A 25,808-nucleotide genomic window follows, 5' to 3' on the forward strand; every position below is an offset into this window, starting at 1 on the left:
GCTTATGTCTATTTTCCTGGCCGCTTTATTAGCCTTACCACGTCCGGCACCCAACCCACCTAATAAAGCCACTCTTACCGTAGAGATCCGCAACATCCGCGACAACGAAGGGCGCATTCAACTAGGCTTATTTAAACCGTCGGCTGGTTTTCCTGACAAAGCCAAGCCTTTCGACACGCGTATGATTGCGGCAACCAAAGGCAGCGTACAACTCGTCTTTGCCGTTGAACCTGGTGAGTATGCCCTGGCCGCCTACCATGATATAAATAGTAACGGAAAACTGGACACCCGGCTACTTGGCATTCCCAAAGAGCCTTATGGCTTTAGTAATAATGTTCGCCCACGTATGTCGGCTCCCAGTTTTGCCGACTGCAAAGTGGTCATTGGCCACGACAACAAAGTGATACATATTCAACTTAAATGAAACACGTTTTTCTTTTCTCGATAGCCTGCTGTCTCTGTGTTAATGCGTTAGCGCAGACAGGGGGTGAGGTTTGTGCCCAGGGTAAAGCCCGTTTTTTCGGGCAGCCGGGGCGGTTCAACCCGCAGCAAGCCCGGCAATTAGCACCAGACGTCCAGTCGGCGGGAGACCCCAGCATCGACGTGACCTACTACGGGCTGAACCTCAACCTGACCTACATACCCAAATACCTGCGCGGGGTGGCCACGGTGGCGTTCAAACCCGCCAGCGCGAGCCTGAGCAGCCTTTTCCTGGACCTCAACTCGGCCCTGCGCGTCGACTCGGTAAAGGTCGGCAACGGGCGTCTGGTGTTCTCGCACGTAAGCAATCGCCTCACGATAACCCTCCCGCAGACACTGGCCGTGGGGCAAACCCAGCGCCTGTTGGTGTATTACCAGGGCCTGCCCGTGAGCGCCGACGGCGCCTTCGCGTTTACCACCCACGATAACACCGCCGACCAGCTGATCTACAGCCTCAGCGAACCCTATGGAGCCTCCGACTGGTTTCCGTGCAAAGACACCCCCGCCGACAAAGCCGACTCGTCGGCGGTGAGTATTACGGCCCCGCCCACGTTTGTGTCAGTCTCGAACGGCCTGTTGCAGCGCGTGACCAACAACATCGACGGCACGAAGACCTACGCCTGGAAAAACAGCTATCCCATTGCGCAGTACCTGATCTCCATTGCCTGCACCAACTATAGCCAGTACGACACGCCGCTGACCTACCAGGGCCAGACCATGCCCGTGACACACTACGTCTTCCCCGAAGACCTGGCCGTTGCCAAGCCTGTTATCGACGAGACCAACAACATGATCAAGGTCTTCTCCGACAAGTTTGGCCTGTACCCGTTCTTCCGCGAAAAATATGGCCATGCTGAATTTGGCAAGAACCAGGGCGGCATGGAACACCAGACCATTTCGTCGATGGACCGAAACGCCCTGCTCGACAAGAACGTGGTGTCGCACGAGTTAATGCACCAGTGGTTTGGCGACAAGATCACCTGCCGCGACTGGCAAAATATCTGGCTCAACGAAGGCTTTGCCTCCTACGGCGAGGCCATTTACCAGGAGGCCATTGGGGGCAAGACAACCTACCAGAGCTACATGAACAACACCTTTGCCACGCGGGCAAAAGCAGCCTCCGGTACATTATATGCCCAAAACGTAAGCAGCGTCGGTGCCATTTTCGATTATAACCGGACCTACTGCAAAGGGGCCTGGGTGCTGCACATGCTGCGCGGCGTATTGGGTGACAGCACGTTTTTCAGGGGTATGAAAGCCTACGTGGCCTCGCCAGCAGCCTATAGCACCGCCGTGACAGAAGACTACCAGCGCGTGATGGAACAGGCATCGGGCAAGGATCTCAACTACTTTTTCAAGGAGTGGGTCTACGGGGCAGGTTACTCCCGCTACACCTATTCGGTAGCGCCCATTGCCAACACCAACCAGGCGGTTTTGCGTATCAGCCAGGCCACCAATACCAACCCTGCGTCGTTTACAATGCCCATTCAGGTGACGGTGCAGTCGGCGGCGGGCAACCAGACGATCACGATCCTTAACAACCAGGATGTGCAGTCCTTCACTGTCACAGGCAGCGGACCAGTCACGGGTGTACTCCTTGACCCCGACAACTGGATTCTGAAGACAGCCACGTCTGAAGCGCCGCCCGTTGGTCCCACACCCATATTGGCCACCGAACCCACGCCCGATGCCTTGCAGGTGTATCCTAACCCCAGCCACGACCAGCTTACGGTCACCTTCAATATCCAAACGGCGGGTCCGCTGACGCTCTCGCTGGTGAACACACTAGGACAAACGGTGGCCACCCAGTCTGAGACCAACGCGGCGGCGGGTGCCCAAAAACGAACCGTCCCAATCCGCCAACTCGCCACCGGCACCTACATACTTCGCCTCCAAACCCCCGACGGTACGCAGAGCACATCGGTGCTGGTGAAGTAGAAAAGGAGGGTTCAATGTTTAACGTCTAAGCGGTCCGCCGCTGCGGGTCTAAAGTTGCTTCGCGCACTAGATATGCCGTGCGTGAAGCAACTTTAGACCCGCAGCGGCGGACCGCTTAGACGTTAAACATTGAACCTTGTTATGCGCTTCCTCCTTCCTCTCCTGCTTATTTCACAACTCGCTGTAGCTCAGGCTGGTCTGGGCATTACGGGGCACAACCACGTGGCCCTGCATGTGAAAGACATCCCTACCAGCGCCGCCTTTTTCCGCGACGTGATGGGCCTCAAACCCATTCCCGTGCCCGACAACCTGAAGGCCACCCGCGCCTGGTTCGACATGAATAACGGGCAGATGATCCACCTGCTATCGGGGCGGACAGCACAGATTAATCACGACAAAAACGGTAGTCACCTCGCCCTGTTCGTGGCCGACATTGCCAAGTCTGAAGCCTTTCTGACGGCCAAAAATATTCCCTTTCATAAGCAAGTACGCTTCGACGGCGTCACCCAAATCTACTTCTCTGACCCCGACGGCTACCTGTGGGAGTTGAACGAGAAAAAGTAGGCAGTACCTAATGTAAAAGGGCCATTCCCTAAGTTGCTGTTGGGTCAGGTTAACAATATGTGTCGTTTCATTGTTATGTGATCATATACAGCCAGTCAGGCATTTATATCAACGAGTTTTTAGGTAAGCATTCCCAGCTAGGTAGCCTCGCACGCTTCTCGGTAGACTGATCTTGTCCCTAAATAACGGAATTGACCTTTTGTTAACCGTCTCAACGTCCTTTTTTCATGAAGTTCAGTGACTACACAGCCTCCTCCGCCGACTCGTCGGCCAGCATCGAAACCAATGCGTCTTCCCTAGGGACAAAGCGTGTGCCGGTGGCCGTCAAACAGCCCGTTCATCCCACACAGCTTGTTTCTGCCGAGAGCAACCTGCCCGAACATCTACTTTGCTTTTCGCACCTGCGCTGGAATTTCGTGTATCAGCGCCCTCAGCACCTCATGAGCCGCGCCAGCCAGGGCGTGAACGTGTGGTTTCTGGAAGAGCCTATCTGGGGTAATGAGCTACGGGTAGAAGTAAGGTCGGAAGGCGATAACCTGACGGTGTTGGTGCCGCACATTCCTCACGGTACACCGTTTGAAGAGGTGCTGGCCTATCAGCGCCGGATGATCGATCAACTTATTGAATCTGAGCGTATAACTGAGTTCGTCAGTTGGTACTACACGCCCATGGCGCTTATGTTTAGCGACCACCTTATGCCCACCCGCACCGTCTATGACTGCATGGATGAGTTGTCGGCGTTTTTAGGTGCGCCGCGCGAATTAATTGATCTGGAATCGAAACTGATTTCGCGGGCTAACCAAGTGTTCACGGGTGGGTATAGTCTTTATGAAGCCAAGCGCAACCGTCACGCTAACGTCCATGCCTTTCCGAGCAGCATTGACTTTGCTCACTTTTCAACAGCCCGCCGACGCCAGGCCGACCCCACAGATCAGGCGCATATTGCCCACCCACGTATCGGTTTTTCGGGAGTGGTCGATGAGCGGTTTGATGTGCAACTGCTGCGCGAAATAGCTCAGCGTCGCCCCGAATGGCAGTTTGTTATCATCGGTCCCGTAGTAAAGATCGACCCGGCTACCCTGCCTAAAGGCGATAACGTGCATTACCTGGGCATGAAGTCATACAAAGAGCTGCCTGCCTACTTTAGCGGCTGGGATGTGGCGATGCTGCCCTTCGCGCTTAACGAATCGACGCGGTTTATTAGCCCAACCAAAACGCCTGAATACCTGGCAGCAGGTTTGCCAACAGTGTCTACGCCCATCCGCGACGTAGTGCGCACCTACGGCGAAAAAGGCTTCACCCAGATTGCTGCCACCGCCGATGCGTTTATCGAAGCCATTGAAAAAGCGCTAAACGGCGAACACCCCACCGACTGGAACGCCATCGACAAGTTCCTGGCCGAAAACTCGTGGGATATCACCTGGGGGAAGATGAGCGAGGAGATAGTGAAATGATTTACGATGTACGACTTACGAATTACGATTTTTGCTGACGCCAGCGAATGATGCTCTGGCGTCAGCAAAAATCGTAATTCGTAAGTCATACATCGTAAATCATTTACCCCTTCGGCACCACCAGCACCACATCCTCTTTCTCTATAACTACTTGGCCTTCAGCCAGTCCCTTTGGCTTGCGGACAAATTTTCTGGGTGTCACAATCACCGGGCAAAGGCTGTCGGTGCGGCGTTTCGAGTTCCAGGCGGCCAGTTCGGCGGCGCGTTCGATAACGGTTTTTGGAAAGGGCTTACCCGCCCGGTATTTGATCACCACATGCGATCCTGATACGTCGCGGGCGTGAAGCCACAGGTCGTCTTTATAGGTGTAACGCTGAGTGAGTAGGTCGTTGTTTTTGGCGTTTTTACCAATCCGGATCGTGAAGCCTTCATAGATTACCTCTTTGAATAATTCGGTCGGGTCAGTCGTAGTCGCAACGTCGAGCAGAGTATGTTGCTTGATGTACTTGCGCAGTTCCTTCAACGACTGTATGGGTTCAATAACGGCCCTGTCGGCTTTGATTTGGGCTATTTCGGTCTCGCGCATCGCAATCTGCTCGTGGATATGGTCCACCTCGATTCGCTCATTTTTCGACTTCCGATAGTACATTTCGGCGTTGCGCTGCGGCGATAATTCGGGCTTGAGGCGGATGGTCACGGGCTTGTCGTTCCGGTAAAAATCGGCCACCGTAATCGTCTCCGGTGATCGTCCGCCGGGCCGCACGTCGATAGTGTGGAGGTTGGCCATGAGCAAGTTGCCCAACTCTTCGTGGCTAGGCCCTTCGTCGCGACTGATGAGCCGTTGCAGGTTGGCGTCGAGTTGCGCCTGCGCCCGTTTCAGGCGTTTGTCTAGCAGCCGCAGCACCTCGCCCCGCTCCCGCTCGACGTTGTTTTGCCCATTATACGAAATATAAAAACTGCTCGATGCCTCCAGCGGCTCGGCATACGTGCGCAGCGGTTCGCTTATGGGCACCAGGCTCAGTTCGGGCTTGTGCTCAAACCGTACAAGGTTATAGCTTGGGTGCTCTAACTCGGCCACCACGCTTTGCAACAGAGGCCAGTCTACAGGTTTTCCGGCTTGTTCAGCGCGTTGATTCACATAAGCCCGCACCACCTTACCAAACGTAGGAAACAGCTTTCGGTAGTCGCCGCCCGCCGCCTCATACACCGCCTCCGACTGATCGATGGGCCGGTCGAGCGTGTCGAGGCGCAGGTTAACATCGCCTGCCAGCTTGTGGTTGAACAGTTCAACAACGGTGTTTTCGTGAAACGCCAGTAGGTTAGGCCGGTTGCCGAAAAATTTGAACAGCAGCGTGTAGCCGTCGGTCAGATCAATAGCCAGACAACGCTCATTCAAAAATGAGCGCACCCCCAAAACGGCTTTTCCAGGCTGCTCGGCCACTTTCTCACCTGTTTCATCAACCTCTTCCGACTCACCCGACGTGAGCGCCTCGAACAAATCGACGCTGTTGGTGCGTGCCCGGCGCACGTCGTCGGCAAAGAGCAGGCCGGAGAATTCGGGGCGGAGCGACGCCTTGATGAAAAACGGTTTGTAGTAGTTGATTTTGCCCCGTGCCTGCGCAAACACCAGCACCACCTCGTCGCGGTCCTGACTGAAACAGTCTACGAAAAACAGCCCCCGCAGCCGCTCCTGAAGCGCAGGGGCCACCTGCCGCAAGAAATAATAGTTGGTGTGCATGGAAAAGGCTGGCCAGCCATAGGGCAACTGCCTCGGTAAAGGTAAACAACCCGGCGGGAAGGGGGTTTAATGTACAATGTATAATGAACCGCAGCGGCGGACCGTAATGTACATTAAAGACACTCAACATGAGCAAGCAAACCACGCAACCGACCGTCCGCGATACTGCCGACGACACCAAGAAGCACGAATTGAACACGAACCTGCCCGATGAAAAGCAGGGCAAAACATCACGCGGCAAGCACAGCAGCAAGCAAAGCGAAGAGGATGACCATTCACCGCAGGGCCGTCAGCAAACGCCGGGTGGTAAAACCAAAACTGAACTCGCCGACGAGCGTGGCGGGCATGGTCATTCGGGTAATGCCACCGGTTCAGGTAGCGATTCAAACGCTGAATCGAAGAAGTAAAGGATATGGTCGTGTATGGCTTCGCGCTTTAGGCCCCGCGGCGGCGGACCGTCTCGACTGCGCTCGGGGTGACAACCACCTTGAATCAACTTAGGATAGTTGGTTATTATCCTGTCACCCCGAGCGCAGTCGAGACGGTCCGCCGCCGCGGGGCCTAGAGCGCGAAGCCACACACCATACGCACAAACAAGCCCCGCCCTGATTCACTCAGGGCGGGGCTTACTTGTTGACAACCAATACATTACGCTTCTACTTCCTGCTTGATAGCGCCTAGCTCCTGCCCTATTTTGGTGAAGGCGGCAACGGCTTTTTCGAGGTGCTCTGGCTCGTGACTGGCCGAAATCTGCACCCGGATGCGCGCTTTGCCCTGCGGCACCACGGGATAGAAGAAACCAATCACGTAGATACCCTCATCGAGCAGTTTGGCGGCGAAGGTTTGTGCCAGTTTGGCGTCGTAGAGCATGATGGGCACAATCGGGTGTTCGCCGGGAAGAATGTCGAAACCGGCGGCGGTCATGGCCTCGCGGAAATAGCGGGTGTTGTTTTCCAGCTTGTCGCGCAGGGCGGTTGAGCCTTGCAGCATATCCAGCACCTTCAGCGACGCGCCCACAATGGCCGGGGCCAGGGTGTTCGAAAACAGATAAGGCCGCGAACGCTGCCGGAGCAGGTCTACGATCTCTTTCCGCGCCGCCGTAAACCCACCCGACGCGCCACCCAGGGCCTTGCCGTAAGTGCCCGTGATGATGTCGATGCGACCCAGCACATTCCGAAACTCCGGCGTACCGCGGCCGGTCCTGCCCACGAAACCACTGGCGTGGCATTCGTCCACCATCACCATGGCGTTGTATTGATCGGCGAGGTCACAGATTTTGTCGAGTTGGGCAATGGTGCCGTCCATTGAGAACACCCCGTCAGTTACGATCAGGATACGGCGCGAACCGGCTGCTGCCTGAAGCTGCGTTTCCAAATCGGCCATGTTGTTGTGCTTGTAGCGGAATCGCTTCGCCTTGCACAGCCGGATACCGTCGATGATGGAGGCGTGGTTCATTTCGTCGGAAATGACCGCGTCGTTTTCGTTCAGCAGGGGTTCAAACACCCCCCCGTTGGCATCAAACGCCGCCGCGTAGAGGATGCAGTCTTCGGCCCCGACAAATTCGGCGGTGCGCTGCTCCAGTTCCTTGTGAATATCCTGCGTGCCGCAAATAAACCGCACACTCGACATGCCAAAACCGTGGCTATCGAGCGTATCATGCGCCGCCTGAATAACCGCCGGGTCCGACGACAGACCGAGGTAGTTATTAGCGCAGAAGTTGAGCACTTCGCGCCCGTCTTTCACCGCAATCACCGACGACTGTGGCGTGACAATGATGCGTTCGGTCTTGTACAAACCGGCCTCTTTAATGCCGCTTAGCTCTTCTTGCAGCTGGTCTTTAATAGCTCCGTACATACTAGTTTATGTTTTACGTACCACAGACTTCAGTCCGTAAAATTCTGACAATGATCTATTTACGGACTGAAGTCCGTGGTACTTAAGCTGGTTGATACACTACTGATAATTGGTTAATCATCTCTTCGGTCATCCGCGATAAATCAAATCCGGGCTGCCAGCCCCAGTCGCGGCGGGCAACAGAATCGTCGATGCTCATGGGCCACGATTCGGCGATGGCCTGCCGAAAATCGGGTTTGTAGTTCACCGTTAGTTCAGGCAAATAACGTTGAATAGCGGCGGTCAATTCCGCAGGGGTGAAACTCATGCCCGCCAGGTTGTACGATGTCCGCACGCTGATGCTGTCCTCTGGGGCGTTCATCAGTTCCATCGTAGCGCGGAGAGCATCGTCCATATAGATCATGGGCAGGCGCGTGTCTTCGGCCAGAAAACAGTCGAACGCGTGGCCCTGGATGGCTTCGTGGAAAATGGCCACGGCATAGTCGGTGGTGCCGCCGCCGGGCATCGACTGGTAGCTAATCACGCCCGGATATCGCAGCGACCGCACGTCGAGGCCATACCGTTTGTGGTAATAAGCCAGCCAGTTTTCGGCAGCTACTTTACTAATGCCATAGACCGTGCTGGGTTTCAGCACGCTGTTTTGCGGCGTGTTATTCCGGAGAGCATCGTCGCCGAAAACGGCAATGGAACTCGGCACGAACACCTTGCGCAGCTGTTGCAACCGCGACACTTCCAGCACGTTGAGCAGGGCTTTCATGTTCAAATCCCAGGCCCAAAGCGGGTCGCTCTCGCCCTTCGCCGACAGCACCGCCGCGAGGTGGTAAATCTGCGTGACCTTATGCCGACGCACTAAATCAGTAAGGGCATCGGGGTTGGTGGCGTCCAATACCTCGAATGGCCCCGTGGCATGGTCGGGCTTCTGCAGGTCGGAGGCAATCACGTTGTCGGTGCCAAATTGGTCCTGCAAAAGGGGCAGCAGCGCGGTACCAATTTGCCCGTTGGCTCCAATAATCAATACCGTGTCCCGTTGCATAGTGGGTTGATGATTCCGTTGAAAATAGGCTCTATTCCGGTCATAAACGGGCGTTTTGGCGCACTACTTATTTCCGGCACAAAGGTATCTATACAACGAACAACCGACGATTTTTGGCCACAGACCGTAAATATTCCGCCGATTCGCTACTTTAGCCACAAATACTACGGTATTGCTTTTACACGAAATCACCCGGTAGAAAATTTTTCGGCATGGATGCACTAGACGACATCGACAAGCGCTTGTTACGCCTGCTTCAGGCCGACGCCAAGCTCACCACCAAAGAGCTTGCCGCCCAACTAAACCTTACTCTCTCCCCCATCTACGAGCGCATCCGGCGACTGGAAAACTTGGGCTACATCAAGCAGTACGTGGCCGTGCTGGACAAAGCCATGCTCGGCCAATCGATCATGGCGTTTTGCCAGGTGTCCATGCGCTACCACGACAAGGCGTTCATCAATAAGTTTGAGGAGGAGGTGCAGAAGCTGGAAGAGGTGCAGGAGTGTTACCACATGGCCGGGCAGGTCGATTTTCTCCTAAAAATCCACGTCGGCAGCCTCGGCGAGTACCACGATTTCGTCAAAAACAAGCTATCCCAAATCGAAAACATCGGCGTCCTCAACAGTACCTTCGTCCTGAAAGAAATTAAGCACGATTTGGGATATCATATTGCTTAGGAAGGGGAGCCTGTTGGCCGCGTAGCCGGATCGCTGGACTAATTAGAAGTTTCGGATTATAAAATATAAGGACATACCCCACTATGGTCAGAGTAGACATTATGAATTTTAGGCCAACACAGATCCATTACTTACATCTGCCTTACTTGCCATAAGCACATGTTGGTTACCGCTGTTTTTGTTTTGTTCAAATATTGTCCATTTCTAAAATAATTAAAAAATCAAATTCTTTATAGAGTTATTCGATAAAATGTCAACGTTTTCAATATTGTTTTCTTGCAAGGTTAGGTAGTCAAGATTATGAATACTTGCTATTTGGTCAATATTAGAAATTTTATTGTGACTTAAATACAAATTTTTAAGATTTACAAGTTTGTCGAAATTAGGTATGATTTCTATTTCATTAGCCGCGAATCCCATATTTTCGATAGATATTAAGCTACCAGCAGGCTGTATGTTTTTTATTCTGTTACCTGTCATACCCAGATTTCTAAGCTTCGTTAAATTAGTCAATCCTCGAATGTCTTCAATCAAATTATAATATAGTCTCAAATCCTCTAAATTTTTCATGTAACCAATAGAGTCAATATTTTCAATTTTATTTTCACTTAAATTCAGGTCAGTAATTTTTCTCAAATATCTCATAGGACTAATGTCTCTAATTAAATTATTACTTAAATCAACGTTTTCTAAATTAATCAAATCCTTCAAGGCATTTGTATCCTCTATCATGTTATTACTAGCAACAAATAGCAATAAATTACTAAGTAACGCAAGCGGCTGCAAATCGGATACTTTATTATAATTTATAAAAAGTGTGTGAAGAGAAAATAAATTTGACAATGGATTTATGTTTTCAATTTTATTATTATTTAGATACAATGCTTCAATTTTAGTACAAAATTTTAGTGGCTCAATATCAGTAATCTCACTATGACTAATTGTTAACTGTTTTAAATTTACTAGTTTAGCAATAAAGTCAAGTGAAAAATTCCTCTTCGGAAAGAGAGGCAATGTTAACTTTTGGAGGTGTTTAAATTTTGATAAAGGTTGTAACGTTTCTACATCCAAATCATTGATTTCAATAGAAATAACTTCCCCTGATTTATCTGTAAAAACACATGGATTTTCGGTTGCGCCTAATTCATCTTTTAAATATGGCAACTCCACTAATTGAAAATTATCAAATTGAACAAATTTAAGCATATCAATACAGATTATTTGATTTAAGAATTGTCCTAAGTATTAGCAGCTAATCCACTCATAAATATACGCCCTTCCGGTTTGACTGTGCAAACTCGTCTACAGCTGCTCTTTCCCCAGATGATGCTACCATTTACTCGTAACTGTTCGGGTGGGGTAGCTTAGGCCCAGCGGGCCGTAACGTCGGTAGCAAATAGATGATGCTAGAGTCAACTAAGCCCCAGCGGGGCACAACGTGCGGATACGCGCACCGGCAGGTATAAAGATCATTTATATGCTTGTCAATTTGTCGCCCGCGTATCCGCACATTGCGCCCCGCTGGGGCTTAGTTGACTCTAGCATCATCTATTTGCTACCGACGTTACGGCCCGCTGGGCCTAAGCTACCCAACGTAACTAATTGCCATTATTTATTCCTGCTTTATTAAAGCCAGGACGGCGAAAGGGTGGCTAACGCACAATTACACTTGCGTCAACCACCCCTTCTTCCATTACTCCTTTTCTCCGTTACTCCTTTCTAAATCTCCTTCCGCTTCATCGCTTTCACGGCGAAATCGGCGGCGCGGGCGGTGAGGGCCATGTAGGTGAGCGACGGGTTCACGCACGAGGCCGAGGTCATGGCGGCACCGTCGGTGACGAACACGTTCTTCACGGCGTGAATCTGGTTCCACTTGTTCAGCACCGACGTTTTGGGGTCACGACCCATGCGGGCGGTGCCCATCTCGTGAATACCGATGCCCAGGTGCTTGCTCTCGTCGTTGTAGCCTTTCACGTTTTTCAGACCGGCCGCTTCCAGCATTTCCACGGCATCGTTCATCATGTCTTTGCGCATTTTCTTTTCGTTTTCGCCGTAGGCGGCATCGAAAATGATCTGCGGCAGGCCCCACTTATCTTTCTTGTCGGGCGACAGGGTCATGCGGTTGTCGGGGTTGGGCAGTACTTCGCCGAAACCACCGATACCCATCGACCAAGGGCCGGGCTTGGTGAGTGACTCTTTGAAATCGGCACCGAAACCTTCTACGCCGTTACCCCGGTTCCAGCCGCTGCGGCTTGCGCCGCCCTGATAACCAAAGCCCCGGAGGTAGTCGCGCTTGTCGCCGTCCCAGTTGCGGTAGCGGGGAATGTAGACCCCGTTGGCCCGCCGACCGTAGTAGTACTGATCTTCCATGCCCTCGAAATCACCAGAGGCACCCACCGCCAGATGGTGGTCCATGATGTTGCGGCCTAGTTGGTCCGAGTCGTTGCCCATTCCGTTGGGGAACCGGCTCGACTTCGAATTCATCAAAATCGAGGTGCTGCCAAACGCCGACGCGTTGAGGAAGATGATTTTGGCAAAATAATCGCGGGTTTGCAGCGTGTTCTGGTCAATCACCCGAACGCCGGTGGCCACGCCTTTTTTGTCGTCATACAACACCTCGGCAACGATTGAATCGGGACGAAGCGTAAGGCGACCGGTAGCTACTGCCGCTGGCAACGTAGCCGATTGGGTGCTGAAATAAGCCCCGAATGGACAGCCGCGCATACATTGGTTGCGGAACTGGCACGCCGCCCGGCCTAACTCGGTATGTATCGCTTTGGGGTCGGTGAGGTGGGCGGTGCGGCCCATGGTAATGTGGCGTTTGCCAAAGGCTTTTTCCACCCGCGCTTTCACTTCCTTCTCCACGCAGTTCATTTGCATGGGAGGCAGGTAATTACCGTCGGGCAGCACGCTCAGGCCATCTTTCGACCCGCTGATGCCCGCAAACCCCTCTACATACGTATACCACGGAGCCAGGTCCTGGTAGCGAATGGGCCAGTCAACGGCAATACCGTCTTTGAGGTTGGCCATGAAGTCTTCCTCGTTGTGGCGGTAGCTCTGCCGACCCCACATCAGCGACCGACCACCCACGTGATACCCCCGAATCCAGTCCATGGGGCGCTTTTCGATGTATGGATTCAGCGAATCATTCTCGAAATGGTGCCGCCACTCTTCGTTGGCGGTGTAGCCCGTGCGCATGTTAGCCCAGTACTCTTCGGCAGCCTGCGTAGTCACGCGCCCCCGGTGCGGAAACTCCCATGGGTTGTTGGTGGCCGTGGTGTAGCCCTCCACGTGTTTAATGTCGCGGCCCCGTTCCAGCATCAGCACCTTCAACCCTTTTTGGGTTAGTTCTTTTGCAGCCCAGCCACCCGATATGCCCGACCCAACCACGATAGCGTCGTAGGTCATGTCTTTCTGGGCGTCGATATTGAGATTCATATGTTTTTAGAATGTATAATGAACAATGTATAATGTACAATGGCTTCGCCGATCCGCCGCTCGCCGAATCGGTGCGGCAGTATAATCAGAGCCGCGTCGGCGGACCGGCAGAGCCATTGTACATTATACATTGTTCATTGTTCATTAGATTGCCCAGGCCTTCTGACCGGGTTTGAGGGGTACACAACCGTCGTAGCGGCCGGGGATAGCCACGTACTCAAGGGCTTGCGTCGCGCCGATCTCCGACGTGAAGTAGCCCATCAGGGTCAGGTCTTTGAGCATGCTGAAGAACGGCGTTACGTTCCGCTTTTCGGCGGGAATCTGCACGTCCTGTTGACCAGCCACAGCACGCGCCATGTCAGCTTTCTGCTGCTTGGCGTCGGCTTCGAGCTTCTTCATGATGTCGGTACGTTGCGCACCGTCGAGTTGGCTGAACGTTTTGCCGTAGGCATCCTGACTCATTTTCTGAGTCTGGGTGAGGCCGTCGATAAACCGTTGTTGGTCAGCTTTTTTATAGCAGTCTTTCAGCACCACGTCGATGATCTCATTCACCTTGGCCGCCTTGGCACCGGGGGTGTTGGTGGTCGGAATGATAACGTCGGCCAGGTCGGCCACGAGGGCATCCTGATCTGCCGTGAAAAGCACGGGTTTGCCGGTAGCCACCCGTTGTGCGGCCGAAGCTTCGAGCGTATCGGCCATCGCGGAATGACCCAGCGCGGGCAGTGCTACGGTAGCACCCACCAGCGTAGCCACCCGCATAAGGGCATCGCGTCTATTCATAGGAGTAAGATTAGTTAGCGTACTGGATTAAAACGATTTAAGCTAGTATAAAGGTATGACATTTGCACCCGGATTAGGACGCAAATGGCTTAAAATTGGACGTTAAAGAGCCGTTAATCGGGGAATTTTATCCTGTAGACAACTACCGCAAGCCCTATTCCGGCTGAGCCATCAACGCCCGCCGTAATGCAACGACCGGCAGCGCGCCCTGCCCCAATACCTGGTTATGAAAGGCCATGAGGCTAAACGATTTACCCATTTGTTTTTTGTACTCGTCACGCAGGGCCAGCAGTTGCAGTTTGCCCAGCGAGTAGGACAGGTAGCCGGGGTCGTAGGTGCCGCGCAGGGCTTCTTCGTAGGCGGGTTTTTCTTCGTAATAGCAGTTGTCCTGCATAAATTTAGTGGCCTGCGCTACCGTCCAGCCGTGAGTGTGCAGGTTGATGGCACTCACCAGACGACAGTACCGCAGCAGCGATTCCGAGAGTTGCGCCATCTTGTATTTGGCGGCGGTCTTGGGGTCGGTGTTGCCGAAGCCTTCTTCCAGCATCATCTGCTCGGTGTAGTGCGCCCAGCCTTCCACGAAGGCGTAGCTGCCAAACACCTTCCGTACCTCGCTCACGGGCGAGGCGTTGAGGTGCAAAAACTGCACATAATGGCCGGGATAGGCCTCATGAATAGAAATTACCTCGGCCACGTAGCGGTTAAACTGCGTCAGCCATTCCGTTTGCTGGGCCGCCGACCAGGCCTTTTTAGGCAGCGTGACGTAGTAATAAGCTTGTGCCGCGGCTTTATCCTCAAACGGTCCCGGCGTGTTCATGGCGGCGGTAGCGCCCACCATAAATTCAGGCGTTTTAGTCACCGTAGCCCGCACCTCCGAGGGAATCGACACGATCTTTTTGTCGACCAAAAACTGCCGTATGGCTTCACAATGGGCATTTGTGCTGGCCACGAGTTTGTCGGCGGTGGGGTGTTCCTGCTGCATTTGGCGAAACACCTGAATGGGCGTTTTGGTGGGGTCGATGACGCGGGCGGCCCGGGCAAATTCGGTCTGTTCGCGGCGGAGGTTGGTCAGGCCTACGGTCAGCAGGCTGTCGGGGTTAGCGGCGAGGTGTTCGTTGTGCAGGAGCATTCGCCGGAAGTTGCCCGGCCCAATGGCAAACGAACCCGTGGCCTGCGGCAGCACCGTTTTCTGGAGGTGGTTGGCCAGTCCGCGCAGGGCTTCGGCGGCTTGTTTAGTAGCGGCTTTCAGGTCGGCCTGCTGCTCAGGGGTGCCCGTTGTGGCAAACGCGGCCTGCACCTCGCCCAGCAAATAATCGGCTGTGCCGTTTTGCGCGTCAATAGCCACCAGCACGTGTTCGCGGGCGGGGTGCGGGCCAATATTCTCCAGCACCGCCGCCACCCAGTCGGGCACGAGCTGCGCCTTTTCCGTCACCGACTTCATCCGGCCCACGGGTGTACCAAACGTACGCTCTACGTATGAACTGAAATCGACGCTGTAGGTGAGCGGGTCTTCGGCCACGCGGATGCTGTCGATGTCGTTGATCTCACTTTGCACGTGTGCCTGCATCAGCCTAAAGTCAATCTGCTCATCAACAGCCAGTTGCGCGGTATATAATCGCGCAAAGGCCGAGTCGAAATGGGCCAGTTCGGCGCGTTGTTGCTGCCAGTGCGCCGGGGTGGGTATGTCGAGCTTGCCGTCGAATTCGTGCTTACCCAGGTACACCGCCGTTTCGGGATTACCGGCATAATACGCCGCCAGATACCGGTCGCGCAGCGTTTCATAAGCTGAGGTGGCTTTGGGCTTCGTCTGGCAGGCCGCGAGAAACAGTAAGCAGCAGGCGGTGGCAACGAGTATTGGTTTGGAGTGGCTACGCGCTCTAGGCCGGAACGCCGGACCGCCCTCAACTGCGCTCGGGGTGACACAACCTTGAATCAGTTTGAGAGGATTGCTTATTGTCCTGTCACCCCGAGCGCAGTTGAGGGCGGTCCGGCGTTCCGGCCTAGAGCGCGAAGCCACACCCTCAGACCACTGCTCACTGCCACCGCCTACTGCCACTGTATTTTGCATACCCATATTAAAGGTGTCCCGTGTACAACACGGCCCGGTTAACCGACGGAGGCATGGGGCCGGCCTGTTTGAGCTTGATGGCGGCCAGATTGGCACCGGCCTGCGCGCAGTCGGTGGGGGTACGCCCGTCGAGCCAGGCGGTGAGGAAACCCGCCCAATACGCATCGCCCGCGCCAGTGGCATCAACCACGTCTACTTTGCGGCCCGTGATGCGCACGGTGTCGGCACCCCCATCAAAGGAAACCAGGCTGCCTTCGGCACCGAGGGTGAAACAGACCAGTTTGGCCCCCATGCCGTGGAGGTCGGCCAGGACGCGCTCGGTAGGCTGGGGTTCGCCGTAGAGGCGGGTGGCATCATCTTCGCTGAGCTTGACAAAGGCCCCCGTGGCGCAGTAGCGACCCAACACAGCCCATGCCTGCGTGCGGTCGGGCCAGATGCTGGGGGCGTAGTTGGCGTCGACGCTTACCTGCGCACCCAGTGCTGCGGCGCGTTCGGCGGCATCGACGATGGCGTGCTGTGCTGGTTGGCGGCTGAGCGCAAAACAGGTAGTGTGGAAAATAGCCGCCTGCGCCAGCAGCGAGTCGGGCATGTAGTCAGAGCGAATCTGGCAGTCGGCGGTGCGGTAGGCAATGAAATCGGGTGTTCCCGACGTGCGCGACACCACCACGATACTGGTTGGCTCGGTGGGGTCGGTGGCGATGTACTGGGTATCGACACCCGTTTCGGCCACGCGCTGCACCAGGTATTTGCCCAGGTTGTCGTCGCCCACGCAGGCCACCAGGGCCACGCGATTGCCCAGCCGGGCCATATTGGCACCCATGTTGGCGGGGCTACCACCCTGATACCGCCGAAAATCGGGCGAATCGAACAAACTCGCCGAGACGTGATGACCAATAAAATCGACAAGCAACTCGCCGACAGAGAGAATGAGTTTGGGAGAGGTGGGCATGAGGGATTTTTTTAGGATGTACGAATTACGATTTACGATGTACGATTTGTTGCTGACGCGAGAGCATGATTACTCTGGCGTCAGCAACAATTCGTAATTCGTACATCGTACATCCTACGCAGACACTAAAACTACACTGCCTTCGGTGCTTTTACCAGGAAGCAGGAACCGGCGGCGAGGAGCATGCAGACGCCGGCCAGGACAAGGGCGTTGCGGGGGTCGTCGCCGAGGAGGGTTTTGTAGAAAAGGGGCACGGTGAGCATACCGATGAATTGGGGTACGCAGATGAAGCCGTTAAAAATGCCCATATACACGCCCATCCGTTCTTTAGGAATGGCGCTGGCCAAAATCAAATAGGGCATCGACATGATAGACCCCCAGGCCAGGCCAATAATACCCATGCCGACAAGGTAAATCATTTTGTCGTTGGATGTCAGGGTAAGGAAAAAGCCCAGGGCACCGATACACAGAAACACGGCATGGGTGGCGCGGGCACTTCCAATAGCCTTGGCAATACGGGGAATGAAGATGGAAATGACGGCGCAGGAAACGCTGAACATGGCAAAGCAAAGGCCACCCCATTTGGTACCCGCCTCAAAACCAGCCTTGTTCGAGACCGCATCGGGCGCATCGAACGCGTATTTGGCCACCGCCAGTGAGAGGTACTGCCACATCAGCGGCAGGCCATACCAGGTGAAAAACTTCACCCACCAGAGCTGCTTCATCACCGTGGGCATCTCAGACAGTGAGGCCAGCACTTCCTTGAAAACGGGTAGCATCAACACCAGGTAGCCACCCGCCATAACACCCACGCCCCAGATCAGGCCATTGCTGATGCCACCCAAGCGGGCTGCGAAGAAGAACGCCAGCACAGCAGCACCCAAGGTGAGCGCCAGGTGCCAGAATGAAATCGACTTCTTTTGTTCGGCGGTGAAAACCGGGTGCTGTTTGTAGCTCTCGTCGACGGGTGGGTATTCTTTGGTGGTGCGCATGGTCCAGACCACAGCAATCAGAATGGCCGCCGCACCAATGTAGAACGGGTAGCGCACCGAGTTGGGAATACCGTTGGTTAACTCACTGGCACTCACCACCATCGAGATACCAATAAACGGCAAGATATACGGCATACAGTTGGCCAGCGTTTGCCCGAAACCCACCATAAACGACTGCACGGCAAAGCCCGTAGGCCGCTGCTTTTCATTGAGCATGTCGCCTACAAAGGCCCGGAAAGGCTCCATCGCCGAGTTGAGGCCCGCGTCGAGCATCCACATCAGGCCTGCTGCCATCCAGACCGTCGACGAGTTGGGCATGAGCAACATGGCAATACTGCCCATGAGCGCACCCACCAGAATAAACGGTTTGCGCCGCCCCCACGTAGGCGACCAGCTCCGGTCAGACACCGCCCCGATGATAGGCTGCAACAACAGGCCCGTAAGTGGTCCGGCCAGCCAAAGGCCTGGAATAGAGGCTTCGTCGGCACCCAGATAACGATAAATAGGACTCATGTTGGCCTGTTGCAGACCAAAACCGTATTGGATACCCAGGAAGCCGAAGCTCATGTTCCAGATTTGCCAGAACGAAAGGTTGGGGCGGGCGGTAGTTTGAGCGACACTAGGCGCTTGGTCAGTCTGCATAGGTTGGCTGGTTGGTGAAACCGCAGGTAAGGTTAATACTACAACAATATTACGCAGCCTGTTGCATGATTTGACGATGGAGTTGGGTTATTTTGTTTGTCTACCATAGCCACATCCAGCCCTGCTATAGCCGTAACTTTACCTAGCGCAACGCAACCCATTCGCTAGTCTCCTGCGTATGTACCGTTGTCTGGTCTCGTTTATGGGTGTATCTTACATGTCTCTGTACTAGCCAGCCTATCGGATTAGCCGCCTTACCCCAACCCATGTCCTTACTGCTCACCCTGCTTACGGCCGCTCTCCTTTCGGGACCCCCGCCCCCGCCCGACTCGGTGGTGAGCCGAGGTAGCCGTAGCCTCGACGCGGTGGTAGTGCGGTCGGTCACGCTGCGGGGTAATGCCCGCACCAGCGACCGGATTATCAGGCGGGAGATGGCCCTGCTGCCGGGCGACACCATCAACCGGGCCGATCTGGCCCAAAAAGTGGCCTGGGATCAGCGTAAAATCACCAACACCAACCTCTTCGTCACGGTCGAGGTAACCACGCAGGAAGACACCGCCGCCGCGCTCAACTACCGGCCCCTCGACGTGGTGGTGACCATGAAAGAACGGTGGTACATTTTTGTGGTGCCCATTTTTGAACTGGCCGACCGTAACCTCAACGAGTGGTGGTATGACCGGGGCCACGACCTGCGCCGTACCAACTACGGCCTGCGCCTCGACTGGAAAAACTTCACCGGCCGCAACGACAAGCTCACGGCCCTGGCCCAGACCGGCTTTACCGACAAATACATCCTCTCCTACGACCGGCCCTACTTCGATAAGGCGCAGCGGTATGGGGTCAATGCCGATTTTTACTACGCCACCAACCGCGAGATCGCCTACCGCACCCAAGCCGACAAGTGGATCTACGTGCGCCCTAACGTGCTGGAGAGCCTGCGCTCACGGATGACCACCAGCATTGGCATTACCCGCCGCGACGGCTTCTACCACTTTCATGAGTTGGAGGCCCGCTACAGCCGCAACACCATTGCCGACACCGTGGCCCGCCTCAATCCCGACTATTTTCTGGACGGCCGCCGCGAGCAACAGTTTGCTACCCTTTCCTACAGTTACCGCTACGACCGCCGCGACAATGTAGCCTATCCCCTGCGCGGCACCCTGGCCACGGGCGTACTGGCCCACATGGGCTGGTTGCCCAACGCCAACCTCAACCAGACCGACCTTACTCTGGGCCTAAGCCGCTATCAGCCCCTGGGCAAGGATTTCTTCGCCGCCTCGACGGTACGGCTACGCTCGGTCTGGACCAGCCGGCAGCCCTATGCCAACATCCGGGGCTTAGGCAATGGCGACGACGTGCTGCGCGGCTATGAACTCTATGTCATTGAAGGTCAGCAATATGCGCTATTTAGAAACAACGTTCGGTACCGGCTTTTTTCTACCGTAAAACAGTTGAACTGGCTGCACGTGAAGCAGTTTAACACCCTGCCCATCTCGGCCTACGTGTCGCTCATTGGCGATGCGGGCTACGTGAGCAGCAGCGTGGCCGAACGCTACCAGAGCCGTCTGGCTAACCGGTGGCTCTACGGCTACGGAGCCAGCCTCGACGTAGTCACGTTTTATAACCTGGTGGTGCGGTTCAGCGGCGTAATGAACGCTCAGCACGAACCGGGTTTTTTCCTCAACATCCAGCGCGAGTTGTAGTGGGGTAATTATGCCCACCTGCCTGGAGGCAACAATACACAGCAGGCTGTAAAAGCAACTTTCACGTTTCGTTTACATTCTTTTATTGGTCATTAACAGACGACAGTATAGCGCCTTTTAGCTTTGTTGACATTCTTAAAACAAGAAAAGAAATGACAAAGCTCCATTACATATATCCTTTGTTCCTGGCATTTGTTTTCTGCACTTCCTGCGAACAAAATCAGACGAACGTATCAGGAAATAATATCAAGTCAGAAATCAAAGACATAGGGCCTAATATAATGGTTCGTAATATAAAAAAAGGCAAAGATGGCGCCATTTTAATTGCTGGCCCGAACAACGCATCATTTGGTAATGTTTTTCAATATGATGGAAAATCGTTTACTAATCTTACAAGTAAGATAGGTCCGCACCGATTCTGGGATGCCCTGGAAGACCGACGAGGAAATAGTTGGTTCGCTTCTACCGATTCGGGTGCTTTTTATTACAATGGTAAATCTTTTCAACAGTTCACCACTAAGGAGGGCCTTGCCGATAATCGGGTTATGGCTGTTTATGAAGACAAAGCCGGCAATATCTGGTTTGGCACTGGAAATGGGCTAAGCCGTTATGATGGAAAATCGTTTCGTAATTACAAAAATCCGAACACCTCGCGTGATTACAACGGAATAAATTGGAACAACGATATTACCACAATCATTGAAGATAAAGCAGGAAAATTGTGGGTTGGCACAAGGGGCGACGCCTTCGTTTATGACGGTAAGACATTTACCACGTTAACCCATAAAGGCGAACCCTTTAAAAACGTTTGGGGGATAATGGAAGATAGAAAAGGTGTTATTTGGCTCGGCGGTAATAATGGCTATAAAGTAAGCCAAACCGGTGGCCTCTGGCGCTATGACGGCAGTACTTTTACCAAGGTATCGGAAAGAGGTGCTTTCGCTATAATCGAAGATAAAAAAGGAAACATCTGGACTACTGGTCCGGTAAATCCTGCTAATCCGACGGTTCAGGCAGTTTCCCGTTATGATGCAAAATCCTTGTATAGTAATAAGCCCACGGTAACCGAAATTATGTCAGGAGGGCCATCTTTTTTGGGTATTTTAGAAGCTAATGATGGCATTATCTGGTTTGGCGATGCGACCGGCGTGTATCGCTATGATGGAAAGATCATTACTGACTTTTATAATAAAGAAGGTCAGAAAAAATATGTTGTAGATACGAAGCAAAGTACTATAATATGGAAAGGTTCTTATCTACTTGGTTATTGGGAAGGCTCTATGTTACTTAGTGATGGTACCATTAAAGGGGATGTTGATCTATTAAAGGGAAACTTGTTGATCGATGACCGTCATCTGGTAGGCGGTTCGGTTGAAGCCGACATGAATACAATCGAACAAAAATTTGATGGTCAACGCTCATACAATAAACTACCCGGAATTTTGAATGTCAAAAAATTCCCTGCTTCTACATTCGTAATTACAAAGGTTGAAACATGGAATGATATAAATACAAAAGTCCCAAGTGATGGAAGCATAAGAGTTAACGATGAAAATATAACAGTTACAGGAAACCTGACCATTGAAGGCATCACGAAAGCAGTTGCTTTTCCAGCCGAAATGCAGTTTAAGGACGGAATGGACGGAACTGTCGTGGTGAATGGCACGCTGATCATTGATCGAACAGATTGGGGTATCGATCACAGATTGTTCTTTGATAAGTCTGGCCATGCAACTATTTCAGACGACGTTAAACTCTTTATGAAAATCGTAGCAAAAAAATAAATAGTTGGCGGTAGCCAATCTTCCTATCTCGCTTTCCCCGGCACTACCCGTAGTTTTGGGGCATGAAACACCTTCTCCTTTTTGCGCTGCCCCTACTCCTGTTGGCGGCCTGTACGTCGCGCCCGTCGGGCGAAACCAACACCACCGGCACGGCCATTGATTCGGCCCTGACCACCGCCACGCCAACTGCCGATGCACCTGTATCATCGGTTAGCACAGCCCGCATCAGCAGCCTGAGCCTGGTGCCCAATTATGATTGGAAACAGGTAAAACTAGGTGATGCCCTCGCTGCCGCCAAAGCGCCTGAAACCGAACGCCCGTTTGAAGAAGATGCCAGCCACGTGGGCTACAGTGTGGAGTTTGACAATCTAGAATCGGTTGATTATCAGTATTTTATCGAAGGCGAAAAGATATCGGGCATCCGGGTAGACCTGTATCTGAACAACCCTGCCAGTGTGCGTACCTACCAGCAGGACCTGGTGGCTTACTATAACGCCCGCTACGGCACCATCCAACCCAAAGCAGGCCTATATGCCTGGAACAACGGCACCGTCACACTCAAAGACGTCTCAAAGGCCAAAGAATATGGTCTGGTGTTGAAGATTGGGAAAGTGGGGATTGGGAAGTGAGTTTAGCGTTTTGAGTTTACTGTCTTCTGTTGCTTCGCGCTCTGGCGTAGCAACAGAAGACAGTAAACTCACTTCGGAAACGTCAGCCTAAACGTAGTGCCTATACCCACGTGGCTGTCAACGTCGATGTGGCCTTTGTGGCTGTTCACGATGTTTTGGGTGGCGGTCAGGCCCAAGCCCATGCCGCTTTGTTTACCCGTGAAGAAAGGGTCAAACAGACGTTGCAGGTTTTCGGGAGGAATGCCCCCGCCGTTATCTTCAATAATAACGCATACCTGCGATTCATCGAGGCACATAGTGCGCACTACCAGCCTGCCGTGCTCCGGCTCCATCGACTCTACGGCGTTGATAAAAATGTTGGTAAACGCAATCCGCAGTTGTTCACGGTCGAGGTTGGCAGTGCAGTCCTGGGTGCTGAAATGCGTTTCCAACGTCATCTGTTTCAGCTTGATACGGTCGGTAACGAAGCCCAGCGTTTCGCGCACGATGTCATTCAGGTCCTGCGGCCGCCGGTCTAGCTCGCGGGGTTTCGAGGAGTTCAGCATGTCGGTGATCAGGGCGCCAATGCGTTCTACGTTGCGGCCGATGATGTCGGTATAGAGCTGCGTGTCTTCATTTTGCTCCCCCAGTTCGTCTACCAGTTGATCAAGCGCCAGGCTCAAGTTGGTGAGCGGGTTGCGCACCTCGTGAGCAATGCTGCGGGCCAGTTTGCCGGTCATAGTGAGCTTTTCGGCAATAATCAGTTCCTGCTGCGCCTTCTTTTGTTCAGTAATGTCGCGCACAATACCCTGAAACCAGACGGGCCTGCCGTTGGCATCTTCCACCGCCCACACCGAAATCAGGCAGATGCGCTTCCGGCCCTGCTTGCTCACCAAGACAGCCTCGAAATCTTTGATCTGCGAAAACTCACGGACCGAAAACCGCATCTCCCGCAGCTTGTCGAACTGATCGAACAGCCGGGCGGGGTTCATTTTCAGCAGTTCGTCGCGGGTGTAGCCCAGCAGTTGTTCAACAGATGGGTTCACGTCGCGGAAGTGCATCGACTGGTCGGCTACGAAGATGGCGTCGATAGATCGCTCAAACAGCGACCGGTATTTGTTTTCCTGCTCCAGCAGTTCGGCCAGTGATTCGGCCTGCCGCAGGGCATAGCGAATACTACGCCCCAGCAGTTGCGAGTCAATACGCCCCTTTACCAGGTAGTCTGCTGCCCCAATGGCCATGGCCGAATAATCGACCGATTTATCATCCTGACCCGTGAGCAGAATCATGGGCGAATGGCACCCCGCCCGCGCAGCCTCCTGAATCAATTCAATGCCCGTGCGCTGCCCCAGCCGGTAGTCTACGAGATAGACGTCATAATCATTGGCCAGTATCCGTTCCAGGGCTTCATCATAACCTTCTACCCAATCCAGGCGCAGGTTGCGGTTTTCGGGCGCACTCATCAGCGTGCGCGTCAGGATGTAGTCATCTTCGTCATCTTCCACCAGCAACACACGCACAAGTTGCTGATTATCAATAACATCGATCTGTAGATCAGGCGTAGCGGTTGTCATAACGTGAGGTGGTGTCAGGCGGGCAGTTGAACGGTTTCCAGCCAATATAGTTTTAGTGAACCCATTAATTCAGTAAGCCGGTCAAAATTCTGCGGTTTGGTAATATACGAATTGCCACCCAGGCCATAGGCTCGTTTTACATCTTCTTTAGCCGACGACGTAGACAGCACCACCACGGGCAACTGACACAGGCGGGGGTCCGTTTTGATTTCAAATAGCGCCTCGAAGCCATCTTTGCGAGGCATGTTTAGGTCCAGCAGAATGAGGCTGGGCCGCGGTGCCGACTCGGTCGTAAATCCGTTTTGGTAGGTCAGATAGTTAAGCAGCTCTTCGCCATCTTCAACAAACTTGATTGTACTGCGAAACTGATTTTGCCGCAACGCTTCGGCCATAAACAGCCGGTCGTCTGCATCATCATCGGCAATCAGTATAGTGGTAACAGGCTGTGACATTGAAAGAAAAGTTAGTACCAACGAAATAGACTGACAGTGCAGATTAGCGAAGATACTGGCAAAGTACTAGTTAACCTATGGATAGACACGCCCCGAACGTACCGCCCAACAATCAACTGCGCCGTTGGGAAGAGCATCCAGAAACTGATAATGGGGTACGGAAATGGGGCCGTTGAGTTGCATGTAGTAGAATCCGCTGGGGGTTTCTGTGCCGAAAGTGTGGAATCCCCTACGCACTAAAACCGATTCAGCCAAGGTTTGTTAGCTATACAAACAAAAAAGAAAGCACAATTTTTATATTGATAATCAGTATGTTATAAAACAAAACAAGTTATCAAGCGCACGAATGGCACGGTATTGTCCAGTTCGCCATGTAGAAGCGCGATTCAATTACGCTTTATCCAACTCAACGTTACACTATGAAAAAGTACATCAAATTAGGCGCACTAGCTGCCATAGCAGCGGCTGGTTTAAGTCTTTACTCCACCACGGCCAACGCTCAGACCCGCCCCCGTACGGGTATCAAAGCAGGTTTGTCGGCTAGTTCACTTTTCTACGACAATGCCAATGCTACCGACAAAAAGGAACGCATTGGTTTCCACGCAGGTGTGTTTACACAGTTACCCATAGGGTCGGCATTTGCCATCCAGCCTGAGTTGCTTTATATCAACAAAGGTGCTTCGTCGGGCTACAGCGCAATTGGCAACACGGGTCGGAATTCGTTCAACCTAAATTACGCCGAGCTACCAGTGCTGGCTACGATTAAACTGGGCAACTTCGCCGACATTCAGGCGGGTCCTTACGTAGGCTATTTGCTTAGCTCGAATGTAAAGACGGAAGGTAGCCTGGGTAACGTGGGTGTCAACCTCAACCCCGATCAGTTCAACCGTGTCGACTATGGTCTGGCAGGGGGCGTTAACGTGTATTTTGGTCAACTCCTGATTGGTGCCCGCTATGAGCAGGGCCTACAGAAGATTGCCAACACAACCGCATCCCAAGCCGTACTCAACAACGCCCGCAACGGCGTAGGCCTGCTGAGCATTGGCTACTCATTTAACTAGGTTTACAAGTTCAATGTCT

21 protein-coding genes are annotated in these 25,808 nt (G+C 53.3%); 10 read left to right on the forward strand and 11 right to left on the reverse strand.

What is annotated here, in order from left to right; translation table 11 throughout:
- The first annotated feature begins 4 nt into the window (after positions 1 to 4).
- The 4 genes from J2I48_RS26665 to J2I48_RS26680 all read left to right on the forward strand — a co-directional run bounded on the left by J2I48_RS26665 (position 5) and on the right by J2I48_RS26680 (position 4,436).
- Positions 5 to 424 carry a DUF2141 domain-containing protein gene (locus J2I48_RS26665; protein ID WP_207338586.1) on the forward strand — a complete coding sequence of 140 codons (420 nt, stop codon included), beginning with the start codon at positions 5 to 7 and terminating at the stop codon, positions 422 to 424.
- Positions 421 to 2,418 (forward strand): M1 family metallopeptidase, encoded by a 1,998-nt coding sequence (locus tag J2I48_RS26670; RefSeq protein ID WP_207338587.1) that lies wholly within the window; start codon positions 421 to 423, stop codon positions 2,416 to 2,418. The genes J2I48_RS26665 and J2I48_RS26670 overlap by 4 nt, the downstream gene beginning before the upstream one ends.
- 141 nt (positions 2,419 to 2,559) lie before the next feature.
- The gene (locus J2I48_RS26675; protein WP_207338588.1) at positions 2,560 to 2,982 is read left to right on the forward strand and encodes a VOC family protein; all 423 of its coding nucleotides are present in this window, start codon (positions 2,560 to 2,562) and stop codon (positions 2,980 to 2,982) included.
- A 227-nt stretch (positions 2,983 to 3,209) separates the two neighbouring features.
- A complete protein-coding gene (locus J2I48_RS26680) occupies positions 3,210 to 4,436 on the forward strand; it encodes a glycosyltransferase family 1 protein (RefSeq protein WP_207338589.1) in 1,227 nt (408 codons plus the stop codon).
- Positions 4,437 to 4,539: 103 nt separating this feature from the next.
- Here J2I48_RS26680 and J2I48_RS26685 read toward each other — a convergent pair whose 3' ends face one another.
- Positions 4,540 to 6,174: an NFACT RNA binding domain-containing protein gene (locus J2I48_RS26685; protein WP_207338590.1), complete on the reverse strand. Its 1,635-nt coding sequence runs from the start codon at positions 6,172 to 6,174 to the stop codon at positions 4,540 to 4,542.
- A 128-nt stretch (positions 6,175 to 6,302) separates the two neighbouring features.
- Between J2I48_RS26685 and J2I48_RS26690 the strand changes: the two genes are divergently transcribed.
- On the forward strand, positions 6,303 to 6,581 hold the full coding sequence (locus J2I48_RS26690; RefSeq protein WP_207338591.1) for a hypothetical protein: 279 nt from the start codon (positions 6,303 to 6,305) through the stop codon (positions 6,579 to 6,581).
- 241 nt (positions 6,582 to 6,822) lie between these two features.
- Here J2I48_RS26690 and kbl read toward each other — a convergent pair whose 3' ends face one another.
- Positions 6,823 to 8,028: a glycine C-acetyltransferase gene (gene kbl, locus J2I48_RS26695; protein ID WP_207338592.1), complete on the reverse strand. Its 1,206-nt coding sequence runs from the start codon at positions 8,026 to 8,028 to the stop codon at positions 6,823 to 6,825.
- A gap of 82 nt (positions 8,029 to 8,110) precedes the next feature.
- Complete coding sequence (locus J2I48_RS26700) at positions 8,111 to 9,061, reverse strand: NAD-dependent epimerase/dehydratase family protein (RefSeq protein ID WP_207338593.1); 951 nt, start codon at positions 9,059 to 9,061, stop codon at positions 8,111 to 8,113.
- Between the two features lie 212 nt (positions 9,062 to 9,273).
- Between J2I48_RS26700 and J2I48_RS26705 the strand changes: the two genes are divergently transcribed.
- Complete coding sequence (locus J2I48_RS26705; RefSeq protein ID WP_207338594.1) at positions 9,274 to 9,738, forward strand: Lrp/AsnC family transcriptional regulator; 465 nt, start codon at positions 9,274 to 9,276, stop codon at positions 9,736 to 9,738.
- 213 nt (positions 9,739 to 9,951) lie between these two features.
- Here the strand turns inward: J2I48_RS26705 and J2I48_RS26710 are convergent, their stop codons facing one another.
- From J2I48_RS26710 to J2I48_RS26735, 6 genes are all read right to left on the reverse strand, one after another.
- Positions 9,952 to 10,944 carry a leucine-rich repeat domain-containing protein gene (locus J2I48_RS26710; protein WP_207338595.1) on the reverse strand — a complete coding sequence of 331 codons (993 nt, stop codon included), beginning with the start codon at positions 10,942 to 10,944 and terminating at the stop codon, positions 9,952 to 9,954.
- Positions 10,945 to 11,457: 513 nt separating this feature from the next.
- On the reverse strand, positions 11,458 to 13,176 hold the full coding sequence (locus J2I48_RS26715) for a GMC oxidoreductase (RefSeq protein ID WP_207338596.1): 1,719 nt from the start codon (positions 13,174 to 13,176) through the stop codon (positions 11,458 to 11,460).
- A gap of 144 nt (positions 13,177 to 13,320) precedes the next feature.
- Positions 13,321 to 13,956, reverse strand: coding sequence for a gluconate 2-dehydrogenase subunit 3 family protein (locus J2I48_RS26720; protein WP_229376820.1), 636 nt, complete (start codon positions 13,954 to 13,956; stop codon positions 13,321 to 13,323).
- Positions 13,957 to 14,110: 154 nt separating this feature from the next.
- The gene (locus J2I48_RS26725) at positions 14,111 to 16,024 is read right to left on the reverse strand and encodes a DUF885 domain-containing protein (protein WP_207338597.1); all 1,914 of its coding nucleotides are present in this window, start codon (positions 16,022 to 16,024) and stop codon (positions 14,111 to 14,113) included.
- A gap of 7 nt (positions 16,025 to 16,031) precedes the next feature.
- Positions 16,032 to 16,973: a carbohydrate kinase family protein gene (locus J2I48_RS26730; protein ID WP_207338598.1), complete on the reverse strand. Its 942-nt coding sequence runs from the start codon at positions 16,971 to 16,973 to the stop codon at positions 16,032 to 16,034.
- Between the two features lie 131 nt (positions 16,974 to 17,104).
- On the reverse strand, positions 17,105 to 18,607 hold the full coding sequence (locus J2I48_RS26735; RefSeq protein ID WP_207338599.1) for an MFS transporter: 1,503 nt from the start codon (positions 18,605 to 18,607) through the stop codon (positions 17,105 to 17,107).
- A gap of 266 nt (positions 18,608 to 18,873) precedes the next feature.
- Between J2I48_RS26735 and J2I48_RS26740 the strand changes: the two genes are divergently transcribed.
- From J2I48_RS26740 to J2I48_RS26750, 3 genes are all read left to right on the forward strand, one after another.
- Positions 18,874 to 20,310, forward strand: coding sequence for a BamA/TamA family outer membrane protein (locus J2I48_RS26740; RefSeq protein WP_207338600.1), 1,437 nt, complete (start codon positions 18,874 to 18,876; stop codon positions 20,308 to 20,310).
- Positions 20,311 to 20,462: 152 nt separating this feature from the next.
- Positions 20,463 to 22,094 carry a two-component regulator propeller domain-containing protein gene (locus tag J2I48_RS26745; protein WP_207338601.1) on the forward strand — a complete coding sequence of 544 codons (1,632 nt, stop codon included), beginning with the start codon at positions 20,463 to 20,465 and terminating at the stop codon, positions 22,092 to 22,094.
- 62 nt (positions 22,095 to 22,156) lie between these two features.
- Positions 22,157 to 22,723 carry a hypothetical protein gene (locus J2I48_RS26750; protein ID WP_207338602.1) on the forward strand — a complete coding sequence of 189 codons (567 nt, stop codon included), beginning with the start codon at positions 22,157 to 22,159 and terminating at the stop codon, positions 22,721 to 22,723.
- A gap of 68 nt (positions 22,724 to 22,791) precedes the next feature.
- On the opposite strand, the gene J2I48_RS26755 is transcribed toward J2I48_RS26750, so the two are convergent.
- The gene (locus J2I48_RS26755) at positions 22,792 to 24,276 is read right to left on the reverse strand and encodes a hybrid sensor histidine kinase/response regulator (protein ID WP_207338603.1); all 1,485 of its coding nucleotides are present in this window, start codon (positions 24,274 to 24,276) and stop codon (positions 22,792 to 22,794) included.
- 14 nt (positions 24,277 to 24,290) lie between these two features.
- A complete protein-coding gene (locus J2I48_RS26760) occupies positions 24,291 to 24,728 on the reverse strand; it encodes a response regulator (RefSeq protein WP_207338604.1) in 438 nt (145 codons plus the stop codon).
- A 419-nt stretch (positions 24,729 to 25,147) separates the two neighbouring features.
- Between J2I48_RS26760 and J2I48_RS26765 the strand changes: the two genes are divergently transcribed.
- Entirely contained in the window at positions 25,148 to 25,789 is a 642-nt protein-coding gene (locus J2I48_RS26765; RefSeq protein WP_207338605.1) for a porin family protein, read from the forward strand.
- Positions 25,790 to 25,808 lie beyond the last annotated feature (19 nt).

Origin of the sequence: Fibrella aquatilis, assembly GCF_017353255.1 — a bacterium.
Lineage (GTDB): Bacteria > Bacteroidota > Bacteroidia > Cytophagales > Spirosomataceae > Fibrella > Fibrella aquatilis.